This is a genomic window from Pedobacter sp. Leaf170 (genome assembly GCF_920984665.1).
Taxonomy (GTDB): Bacteria; Bacteroidota; Bacteroidia; order Sphingobacteriales; family Sphingobacteriaceae; genus Pedobacter.
The window spans coordinates 832495-844327 of record NZ_CAKLBP010000001.1; the positions used below are offsets into that span (position 1 = coordinate 832495).

At 33.4% G+C, this 11833-nt stretch carries 11 protein-coding genes; all 11 read left to right on the top strand.

The window, feature by feature from the left end; translation table 11 throughout:
- The first annotated feature begins 35 nt into the window (after nucleotides 1–35).
- Nucleotides 36–536, top strand: coding sequence for a UpxY family transcription antiterminator (locus tag LUA90_RS03865; protein WP_231490243.1), 501 nt, complete (start codon nucleotides 36–38; stop codon nucleotides 534–536).
- A gap of 209 nt (nucleotides 537–745) precedes the next feature.
- A complete protein-coding gene (asnB, locus tag LUA90_RS03870) occupies nucleotides 746–2539 on the top strand; it encodes an asparagine synthase (glutamine-hydrolyzing) (RefSeq protein ID WP_231490245.1) in 1794 nt (597 codons plus the stop codon).
- Nucleotides 2540–2755: 216 nt separating this feature from the next.
- Nucleotides 2756–3862, top strand: a complete 1107-nt coding sequence (locus tag LUA90_RS03875) for a glycosyltransferase family 4 protein (protein WP_231490247.1) — start codon at nucleotides 2756–2758, stop codon at nucleotides 3860–3862.
- 605 nt (nucleotides 3863–4467) lie between these two features.
- A complete protein-coding gene (locus LUA90_RS03880; RefSeq protein ID WP_231490248.1) occupies nucleotides 4468–5325 on the top strand; it encodes an ABC transporter permease in 858 nt (285 codons plus the stop codon).
- Between the two features lie 223 nt (nucleotides 5326–5548).
- Nucleotides 5549–5737: a four helix bundle protein gene (locus tag LUA90_RS03885; protein ID WP_304622670.1), complete on the top strand. Its 189-nt coding sequence runs from the start codon at nucleotides 5549–5551 to the stop codon at nucleotides 5735–5737.
- 147 nt (nucleotides 5738–5884) lie between these two features.
- Nucleotides 5885–7003, top strand: coding sequence for an acyltransferase (locus LUA90_RS03890; protein WP_231490250.1), 1119 nt, complete (start codon nucleotides 5885–5887; stop codon nucleotides 7001–7003).
- 10 nt (nucleotides 7004–7013) lie between these two features.
- The gene (locus tag LUA90_RS03895) at nucleotides 7014–8270 is read left to right on the top strand and encodes an ABC transporter ATP-binding protein (protein WP_231490252.1); all 1257 of its coding nucleotides are present in this window, start codon (nucleotides 7014–7016) and stop codon (nucleotides 8268–8270) included.
- Nucleotide 8271: 1 nt separating this feature from the next.
- Nucleotides 8272–9156: a hypothetical protein gene (locus LUA90_RS03900; protein WP_231490254.1), complete on the top strand. Its 885-nt coding sequence runs from the start codon at nucleotides 8272–8274 to the stop codon at nucleotides 9154–9156.
- The gene (locus tag LUA90_RS03905; RefSeq protein ID WP_231490255.1) at nucleotides 9153–9776 is read left to right on the top strand and encodes a hypothetical protein; all 624 of its coding nucleotides are present in this window, start codon (nucleotides 9153–9155) and stop codon (nucleotides 9774–9776) included. Before LUA90_RS03900 ends, LUA90_RS03905 begins: the two co-directional genes overlap by 4 nt.
- Nucleotides 9777–9785: 9 nt before the next feature.
- Entirely contained in the window at nucleotides 9786–11045 is a 1260-nt protein-coding gene (locus LUA90_RS03910) for an NAD(P)-binding protein (RefSeq protein ID WP_231490256.1), read from the top strand.
- A gap of 13 nt (nucleotides 11046–11058) precedes the next feature.
- Nucleotides 11059–11832, top strand: a complete 774-nt coding sequence (locus tag LUA90_RS03915; RefSeq protein ID WP_231490258.1) for a glycosyltransferase family 2 protein — start codon at nucleotides 11059–11061, stop codon at nucleotides 11830–11832.
- The last annotated feature ends 1 nt before the right edge of the window (nucleotide 11833 follow it).

The window sequence follows — 11833 nt, forward strand, 5'->3', positions numbered from 1 at the left end:
GAAGAGCGGGTACTAAATTGAAAATTGTGAATTAGATGGATAATAATTACAACTGGTATCCTGTTTATACGCGTTCGCGGGCTGAAAAAAAAGCTTATGATGAGCTCCAAAAAAAAAGCATTACCTGTTATCTTCCTCTAAAAAAGACAATTAAACAATGGAGCGATCGTAAAAAAATTGTTGAAGAACCCTTGATAAAATCGTACCTCTTTGTGTATATTTCTGCCAAAGAGCATGCAGAGGTTTTAATGACTAATGGTGTTTCCCGGTTTCTTTATTTTTCAGGAAAGATTGCTTCCATGCCGGATAAACAAATAGAGGATTTGAAATTATTATTGGCTACTGATGCTGAATTAGAAGTTTTGGAGTACAATATTAAACCAGGTGAAAAGGTGAGCATGAAAGCAGGACCATTTAAAGGTATGCTTGCAGAAACTGTTTCCATACACAATAAACAACGCCTAATTTTACGTTTAGAAAATATGGGTGTAGCGATTGAAATAAACACATCAATGGCTTTTGTAGAGCGGTTGTAAAGACCTCAGTCCCCTCCCTCTCCTTGAAGAGCCGGAGCTATAATAATCGGCACATTTTTAAAAACAAAATGTGACTGAAAGGGCGAAGCTGTGTCTACCAACGTGATTGAACTAGTGATTTTAACTCATTCCCCGCCCTCTCCTTAAATTAGTTGAGAAACCTCACCCCCGGCCTCTCCTTGAAGAGCCGGAACTGAAAACCAATCGATATGTGCCGTATTGCCGGGATTATAGATAAAACTAAAACAGAAGCTCAATTAGTTGCAAATGTAAAAGCAATGTGCGATGCGATGGCTCACGGCGGACCTGATGATGAAGGTTTTTACATTGAAGCGCAGCATGGAATTGCTTTCGGCCATAGACGGCTAGCGTTGATCGACCTTAGTGCAGCCGGGCATCAACCTATGTTTTATAACGAAAATCGATTGGTATTAAGTTTTAATGGTGAGATTTATAATTATCGGGAACTAAAAGCCGAATTGTTAAACCTCAGTTATGAATTCAACAGCAACAGTGATACAGAAGTTATCCTTGCAGCTTATGCAGAATGGGGAATTAAAAGTTTTGATAAGCTTAAAGGCATGTTTGCCTTTTCAATTTTCGATACCATTCAAAACGTAACCTATTTGGTTCGAGATTCTTCAGGAATTAAACCCTTATATTACAGCACCATAAACCAAAATCTAGTTTTTGCTTCTGAGGTTAAAGCCATTAAACAAACGGATTATAAATACACTAATAACAAAGACTGGAAAATCTATTTCCTGGCTTTTGGGCATATTCCCGAGCCATACACTACTTATACTGAAATACAAATGCTACCAAAAGCTAATTATATGGCTTGGTGGCATGCAACAAATAGTTTTGAAATCCGTAGTTATTCACATGTGGCAGAAGAAAATAGGATTATTAATTATACTGAAGCTCTGGAAAAGGTAAAAAAAGGTTTGCAACATTCAGTGAAACAGCACCTTTATGCTGACGCAGCAATAGGCACTTTTTTAAGCGGCGGAATCGACAGCAGTATCATCAGTATTCTTGCAGGTCAGATGATTAAAAATCCATCAAATTTACATACCCTTTCTATCAATTTTGATGAAACTGAATATTCTGAAAAAGCTTTTCAGGATTTAATTAGTAAACTAATTAATAGCAATCATAAGGAGTATAATATAAACAAGACGTGTTTTGAAAAGTATTTCTCACATGCAATGGCTGCCTTTGACCAACCTACAACAGATGGCATTAACTCGTGGTTTATCTCTTATTTTGCTAAGCAAAATGGATTAAAGGCTGTGCTGTCTGGCATCGGTGCTGATGAATTATTTGGTGGTTATCCTTCGTTTAAAAGAATGGATTTAGTTGAAAAACTAAGCAAACTACCTCGATTCATCCTTAAACAAGGTTTAAGATTCAATAGTCAAATCTTAAAAAGAGCGTACTATTTAAGCTATAAAAATACCTGCGGTAAGTATCTCTTTTTACGAGGCTTTTTTAATCCCCAGGAAATTGCATCCATATTGAATTTATCAGTTGATGAGGTTGATGTGGTATTGAAAACTGCCAATATTGGAATTATGAAATCGAGCTTAACCGCTAAACAAAAAGCAAGTTGGCTGGAGTATAACCTCTATATGCAAAACCAACTTTTAAAGGATACAGATGCTATGAGCATGCAACACGGTGTTGAAGTGCGTGTTCCCTTTTTAGACAAGGATTTGGTTCAAATTGTGAAAGAGATTAAAAGTGATTTAGTTTACGAAACGAATAAACCAAAGGGATTATTGGTTGATGCTTTTAGAAATGTATTACCCGAAAAGATATGGAATCGCCATAAAATGGGTTTCACATTTCCTTTCGAAAATTGGCTGTCAACGAATGAACAGTTTTTGAGCAAATTTTCCGGTCTAGGAAATAAAAAAGTTAATGCTTTTTTTGAGGATTTTAAGAAAGGGAAACTGCATTGGAGTAAGATGATGGCTTTATATCAGGTAGTTGACTAAGTGTGTTACACCTCACCCGCCGCCCTCTAATGTTATTAACATGAGAAAAGCCATTGTCAGTCTGAGGCTGTCGAAGGGCTTTCTTAAAATCTAAAACAAAAAATATTTGTCCTTCGACAAGCTCAGGATGACAAACGCAGATAAAAATCCCCTTAAGTTAATGACATACCCCGGACTCTCGTTGAAGTGAAGGCGCATATAAATTAAAATTACCGTTTGACAACTCATAAAAAAGTCCTCTTTCTTACATTATATATTTTCGGTTTAACCGGGGGTATTGAAAAAGTTTGCAGGAGTTTTGCCAAAGTTTTGAAGGATTTATTTGCTGAGGGTAGCATTGAAAATTATCAGGTATTAAGTATTTATGATGCTCAGCCTGACGATAGATATATTGATTTCAACAAATTCAAAGGGTTTCGTGCGAGTAAGTTAAGATTTGCTTTTGAAGTGATAATGAATGGAAAAAATGCTGATGTTATCGTTCTGAGTCATATTAACCTCTTGCCTTTTGGCTGGCTGATAAAAAAAATTAGTCCTGGGAAAAGAATTGTTTTATTTGCGCATGGTATTGAAATCTGGGGTAAGCTGAGCAAATGGAAAACTAGTTTCATCCAAAAGCAAGTTGAAGTGATCGCAGTAAGTAACTACACTGCCGAGAAGCTGAAAGAAATCCATCAGGCATCAACAAAAAACATTAAGGTTATACATAATTGCTTGGATCCTTTCTTTGCAACACCGATCTCACTTGATAAACCACAATCTTTGCTTAAGCGATATAATCTTGAAGTAGATTCTAAAGTATTGTTTTCGTTAAACAGATTATCATCGTCTGAGCAATACAAGGGTTACGATAAAGTTATTGAAGTTTTAGCCGAACTCCCTGAAAACTTCTATTACATTTTGGGTGGCAAAGCTGATGCTAGAGAAGAACAAAGGGTTAATGCATTAATTATACAGCATAAGCTCCAGAATAGGGTTAAATTAATTGGATTTATTAATGATGAGGAACTGATAGATCATTATTTATTGGCCGATGTTTTTGTAATGCCAAGTAAGGCCGAAGGTTTTGGGATAAGCTTCATTGAAGCCGCAGCTTGCGGAAGACGTTCTGTTACCGGAAATCAAGATGGCAGTAAGGACGCAATATTAAATGGTTCTTTGGGTCAGTCGGTAAATCCAACTGATAAACCTGCACTAAAAGCGGCAATACTGGACGAAATAGATTTGATTTACAACAAAATAGATTTACAAGAGAAGTGTTTAAAGGCTTTTGGTTTTGAAGGATATAAGATACGGATAAGTGATAGACTGGTTAATTGTTGAATTGGTTAATAGTTCAAAAAATAGGTTCATTGTCTTGCCTGGATAGGCTTATTTCTTTTGATAACAAAAGACCTGCGAAGTAAGCTTGAACATAAAACCTCATCCTCCGCCCTCTCCTTGAAGAGCCGGAGCTATTGCAATCTAGACCATGCCGTTTTAAAAGCGGGAATCTAGTTGAGGTGATAGGGCTTAGCCGGTTGGAGAAAGAAGGTGATACTACAAAAACCTAACCCCCCGCCCTCTTCTTGAAGAGAGGGAGCTATTAAAACCAAAAAATAGATTGTGAGGCTAGATATGAATCGAATAATTAGAGGGAGCTATCAAAACCTAGACAGTTCGGGTTTAAAAGCGGAACGTAGGAGAGGTGATAAGGCTTAGCTGGATGGAGACAGAAGTTGAAACTACAAATAACCTCACCCCCCCCGCCCTCTCCTTGAAGAGATGGAGCTATTGAATACAAAAAATAGACTGTAAGGTTAGACTTGAAGAGCCGGAGCTATTTGGTTAACAAAACCTGGCAACCAATAAACCGCAACAGATAATAGGAGATAGAAAATTAATTACATTCGGCTAGAAACGGGAAATACGCAACGAATAATGAATTAATGCAACATAAAGAGGAACATAATTGGACTATTGAATCAAAAGCTTCCTTATTTGATTTAAAGTTAAATGAGGTTTGGGCTTATCGAGATTTATTAGCTCTCTTGGTAAGAAGGGATTTTGTTTCCTTTTACAAGCAAACCATATTAGGGCCGCTGTGGTTTTTCATACAGCCTTTATTTACCACCATTATTTTCACCTTTATATTTGGAAACCTTGCAGGAATTTCGACCGATGGTTTACCAAAACCACTTTTTTATATGGCAGGCATAACTGCCTGGAACTACTTTTCTGATTGTTTAACAAAAACATCTACCGTATTCAGAGATAATGCCGGCATTTTTGGAAAAGTTTATTTCCCGAGGCTAATTATGCCTTTAAGTATTGTAGTAAGTAATCTGGTTCGTTTTGGTGTGCAAATGATATTGTTTCTGCTAATGATGAGCTATTATTATTTGAACGGAGCATCCTTCCATATTACTTCAACCATTTTACTTTTTCCATTAATCGTTGTTTTAATGGCTTTACTTGGCTTAGGCGCAGGCATGATTATCTCGGCTATGACCACAAAGTATCGTGATTTAGCTTTTTTGGTGGGCTTCGGCGTACAATTGCTCATGTATACAACAACCGTAATCTACCCATTATCAACAGCTTTAACTAAATATCCTGAGTATGCCTGGATAATTGAATATAACCCTATGACGCCAATTCTGGAAACCTTCCGCTATGGCTTTTTGGGTGAAGGCAGTTTCAGCTGGGGAAGCCTGGGCTATGCTATTGGGGTTACTATGGGACTGCTTGTGTTTGGGATAGTGATTTTTAATAAAGTGGAGCGGACTTTTGTGGATACGGTTTAGGTGAGGACGAGGTTGAGACTAAGGTTGAGGGTTTTATGGCGCTTAAAAAATAATTTCCATTTTGTTTATATTGCTTATTATATCTCGATCTACTGAATGTGAAATTGAATACTAGACCATGTATTATAATTTCACAGAAATGCCAGTATGGAAATTAGCAATGGAATAAGCAGTTTCAGTATTCAATTTAACTATTGATTTACCAAAGCAAGAGGATTATGCGCTGACATCACAAATTAGAAGATCATCCGTTTCTATCTCTGATAATTTAGCAGAAGGTTTTGGAAGAGAAACTAATCTAGATAAAAAGCGATTTTGCATAATGTCAAAAGGTTCGCTTCTAGAATCAAAAATCAACTTATTTATGGGCGAAACGTTGGCTACTTTGATGTTGAAAAAGCAATTGAATTAATAGCAATGAATGAAAAAATCCATTTTGAACTTAATAAACTAATTAAAAGCTTAAAGTCTTAAACTAGGCCTCAGTCTTAACCTCAACTTTATTTAAAGAATGTCAATAGCTATCAAAGTAGAAAATCTTTCAAAAGTCTATTAATTGATGAGTAAGTTTAAAGCAATAACAAAGCAACTAAATTCTCCATTTATAACTCCAGATTTTTTGGACGTAAAGTACATACCTTCATTAGACGGTTGGAGAGCTGTGGCCATAATAATGGTTATTCAAGCACATTTTATGCTTACTTTGGAGAAAGGAACACTAATTCATACGATATTAAAATTTACAGCTATTGGGATTTTAGGTGTAAAAATATTTTTTGTTTTAAGTGGTTTCTTAATTACTACGCTATTAATTAAAGAAAAAATAAAGTTTGGCCATTTAAATCTAAAAAAATTCTTTATTCGCAGAGCATTAAGAATAGTGCCTGTTTTATACCTCTATCTTATTTCAGTTTTTGTTATTAATCAAATTCTTAAACTTAATTTAATACAATCAAATTTTCTAGGACCATTGCTCTACATTAATAACTTTAGCTTTTTTTCTGCGACTTGGCTTACTGGGCATACGTGGAGTTTAGCTGTAGAAGAACAATTTTACCTAATCTGGCCTTTTGTTTTTAAATTTTTGCGCAACAGTTTCAAGATTTGTTTAATAATAATCCTAATCATACCTTTTATTAAGGTTGTCCAACATTTAAATCAAGAGATTTCGAATTATATTTTAGCCCCATTTTTTGTTCCGGCAAGCTCAATATTTACTGGTGTTTTAATAAGTCTATCATGCTTTAATTCTCGCATCTCAAATAAACTTATCAAACAAAAAAATTTCAAATATGGCATCTTCATAGTTTGTATTATATGGATATATGTGAATTATTATATATCTGCAAGAGGTATTTATGGAATTTATTCAGTCCCATTTGGCGATATTTTTACTGATTTTTGTATAGCCTACTTGATTTTGTTTTCGATTATCAGAAAATCACATTTCATTTTTGCCATATTAAATAGCAAATTCCTAAAAAAAATTGGTGTTATTTCTTATAGTATCTACATCTGGCAACAACTATTCATTATACCTAAAGGAAATTATCCAATATTAGAGCAGTACTTTTATTTTCCTTTTAATTTAATTCTAGTGTTTGGATTTGGTTTTCTATCCTACTACTTTTTCGAAAGACCATTTCTAAAATTAAAAAATAAGTTCTCAAATCACTAAGTCTGCAAGTTTGTCTAAAAAAATTTCCATAAGAGTCGAAAACCTCTCAAAAGCTTATCAACTCGGCCAAATTGGTACAGGTACTATTAGCCGTGATTTGGAGCGATGGTATGCCAAAGTACGAGGAAAAGAAGATCCTTTTTTACGGATTGGAGAAGCTAATGACCGCAGCACCAAAGGTGATAGTGATATTGTTTGGAGTTTAAAGGATATCAATTTTGAAATTGAGCAGGGCGATGCTGTTGGGATTATTGGCAGAAATGGTGCTGGCAAAAGTACACTGTTAAAAATATTAAGTAAAGTTACTGCCCCAACTTCTGGGAAAATTTCGGGTAGAGGTAGAATTGCGAGTTTACTGGAGGTTGGTACAGGTTTTCATCCAGAACTATCAGGCCGGGAGAATATTTTCCTTAATGGCGCTATTCTTGGCATGCGCAAAAAAGAAATCCAACGCAAACTAGAAGAAATTGTAGATTTTGCAGGGATTGAACGTTATTTAGATACACCGGTGAAACGTTACAGCTCTGGCATGTATGTACGCCTGGCTTTCGCTGTTGCTGCACACTTGGAAAGTGAAATTTTAATCGTTGATGAGGTTTTGGCGGTTGGTGATGCAGAGTTTCAGAAAAAATGTCTAGGTAAAATGGGCGAGGTGAGTAAGGGTGAAGGGAGAACGGTGCTTTTTGTGAGCCATAATATGGGGAGTGTGAAGGAGCTATGCACAAAATCCATTCTTTTAACAAATGGTTATATAAGTGATTATACTAATACGTCAGCAGTGATTCAAAAATATCTTAAACACAATATTAAAGATTCATCTATTTGGATATCTCAACAATCAACTAATGACATTGCTTTAATAAAGCAAGTATGGATTACAAATAATTCTATTATTGCAAATAAGCTTTTCACAAAGAAAAATAATTATCTGAATATAAAACTTGATATAAAAGATAATATAATGTTTAAAACTATTGGATTTGAAATTTTAACAAAGGAGGACATATCAATTTTTTGCTCACATGATTATGATGTAGCATCACAACACTACACCAAAGGCATTTACCATTTAAAGATACCAGTACCAGAAAATTTAAGACCAGGCCAATATTATGTAAATGTTGGCACAAACGATACTGATTTATCAACTATTGAATACTTTCAGGCAGTCATTGATTTTGAAGTTTTAGGAAGCATTGAGGAATTAAAAGATCTTCGCCCTGGTTTAATTTATTATCCACTTAACTGGAGCATCACAAAAGAATAGCATGAGTAATCAATTAATTTTTAGAGCAATAAAAAAACTTAATAGGTATTTGACATGGAGAAAGTACCTAAAAAAATATGACAAAGACAAATGGTATTTCATATTGAAATATGGTTTAGGTGATGCCTATTTAGTTTGTACACTATTAAAAAAATTTGCTCAAATCAACGGTGATTTTATTCTGATTTTCGAAAAAAAAAATCAAGTCAACATACCAAATTTCTTTTTCAAGAAAAACTTAAGTTATTATGACAACAAGCTACCTTATGGTTTGATTAAAGAATTTGGTAGGCAGATTAAGGGTGTACCAATCATTTTACACCCGATAGACCTCAACGATCAAATCAGTCAGCTGATTGGATATAAGAAAATAACTTTATTAGATATCTATAAAATCTTATTAAATATTGATCTAAATACAAAACCCGACAACAGATTACTTCCTATTAAAGTATTAAATATAGCTACTCACAAGAACAAAGTTTTACTATGCCCACAAGCTAATTCTGTATCAACATTAGACATGAAATTTTGGATTAGGTTAGCAGAACTCATTAAGAGAACTGGTTACATTCCTATCTTTCTTCGAACGGAAAATTTAGAGAGCTATGAAAGTATTGATTTTCCAATAGAAGATGCCATCAGCATTTGCAATAATTTTCATGGAATTGTTTCTTTGCGTAGTGGATTTTGTGATTTAATTTCAACATGTGAAACAAAAAAAGTCATTATTTATCCACATGTACAATGGAGGTCAGGTAAATTGATTGATAGTACGAGCTTATCATTAATGGGTTTGTGTTTGGATGATGATAAATTATTAGAGATAGAACTTTATGAAAATCAAACAGAATCAGTTCACGAAGAAATTTTAAATTTTATATGAATAAAAAAAACTACTTCTTAAAATTATATAACTATTCATTTAATTTACTGAACTCTTTACCAATTGCTCTTGAGCCGTTGCCTATTAATTATGCTCTTAACATTTTAAAACCTGCAATAGATAAAATTCAAGAAGACGAAATATTAAAAATTCATAATTTCAGAACAGAAAAAAAAATAGGCACTCCAGGTAATTCAAATAACTGGCAGGGGTTGAATTCAATAGGTATGCTTATGGATCGTTTTACAATTTTAATAATAAGAGAGTGGTCGCTAAAAAATAAAGTTCATAAAAATCATAAAAAAGCTAAAGAAATATATAAAAAACAAACATTAGATATTATTGAAGCCATGACACATACATCACCTGGGACGTCTTCAATGAATACTAAAATTACAAATATTAAACAATCGCTGGATTATTCTACTTGGGAAGAATCATTTTTTGGAATGATAACAATTAATTTAATACTTTGGGAGGCACAGGAGGTATTATATATTAAAGATATTGCCCAATTACCATCTGAGGAACTTAGAAGCTATATTGATTGGTTTTCGAAAGGTAATATAAAACGCAATGAATGCATACAACTTTGTGAAGAATATTTCTGGACAATTTGATATTATAGGATGAAGATAGCTGTTATAGGAGCAGGAATTTCGGGTTTAAGCATTGCGAAGATGCTAAATACAAATAATGAAGTAGTAATTTTTGAGAAAGCTGACGAAGCCGGAGGATTAATAAAATGCAAACGAGTGAATGATTGCCTTTTTCATAAAGTTGGTGGTCATATTTTTAATTCTAAAAATGAATCAGTACATAATTGGTTTTGGTCGTTCTTTGATAAAGAAAAAGAATTCGTTAAAGCAACTAGAAATGCGAAGATTCTTTACCAAGGCGACATTATTGGCTATCCAATAGAAAATCATGTATATTCTCTAAATAAAGATGTTACCTCTAAAATTATTTTAGAATTATTAGAAATTGATAAACTTCCTTTCCGTTCACCTTTTGAATTCGATAATTTCAAGGACTTTCTTTTAGGATCTTTTGGAAAAACCCTATGTGATGCTCACTTCTTTCCATATAATACTAAATTATGGAATGTGGACTTAAAAAACGTGCCAATGAAATGGCTTGATGGAAAACTTCCAATGCCTAAAATTGCAGATATTTTAACAAAAAACATTTTAAGAGAGTCAGATCAAAGTATGGTACATACCACTTTCTACTATCCTAAAATAGACGGTTCTCAATTTATCGTTGACAGATTAAAATCTGAGCTTAACATTCGTTACAATAAAAATATAGATGATGTAAAATTTAATAAAGACAATGTAATTATTGAGGAAGAAAGTTTTGATTGTATTGTCTTTTGTGGAGATATTAGAAAATTACCGAATAAAATTTTTAGCCTATTAGAAACTAACGGTATTAATGTCCAATACATTAAGAAGCTTCAGGCAAATGGAACATCTAATCTATTCTGTGAAACTAACCGAACTGATATATCTTGGCTTTATATACCAGAAGATTTTACAAAGGCACACCGGATAATTTATACCGGTAATTTTAGTGAAACGAATAATCGCGGTAGTGACAGGTTAACTTGTGTTGTAGAATTTTCTGGGAAGGTGAGCTACGAGCAGATGTGTAAAGACATAAAATCTTTACCCGGAGATCTAAAACCCTTGGACTATAATTATGAAGAGAGTTCTTATATCATTCACGATTCAACAACTTACAATGAAGTTGAAAATATGAAAGAAGTGTTATTAAAAAATAATATTCATTTAGTTGGCCGATTCGCAGAATGGGAATATTACAATATGGACAAAGCGATAGAAAGTGCAATGAGGCTTACCTGTAAGTTAAATAATCAAAATTAAAACGCTCCCAAAATTGCTTTTATCTATCATAATACCCACTTACAATTCATCAAAAAAATTAAAATCCTGTATCGATAGCATTATTAATCAATCTATTACCGATTTTGAGATCTTAATAATCGATGGTATATCAAATGACGACACTTTAGATATTGCAAGAAGTTATAATGATGAGCGAATTAAAATTATATCAGAACCTGACAGAGGAATTTATGATGCAATGAATAAAGGTATTGAAATAGCAAAAGGAAAGTGGTTATATTTCCTTGGAAGTGATGATGAATTGTATTGTGAAAAAGTTCTTGAGGAAATATTGAAGTTCGATTCTGAAATCATTGATATACTTTATGGTAATGTTTGCGTCCAATCACAAATTGTGGGTGAACTATATAATATTGATATTTTACTTTCAAAAAATATTTGTCATCAATCTATATTCTACAAGAACGAGGTTTTTAAAAAAATTGGGAAGTTTAAGGAAGTATATGTAGCAGCAGCAGATTGGCAACACAATATAAGATGGATGAAAAATAGGAGAATCAAATCTAAATACGTATCAGAAATTGTTGCAACTTACAATCCTTATGGATTTAGTTCTTATATCGATGATAAATTATTTCACCAATATAGAAATTGGAACCGTCTGGTCAGGGCACGAAAATCAATTTCTTTATTAGATAAATTAAGAGGCATTAAAATATATTTGATAGCAGCATTAAAAAATAAAAGAGCTACTAATCTATTAGATGTAATTTATGATATACCCAGTTTTTTATTTAATATATAGA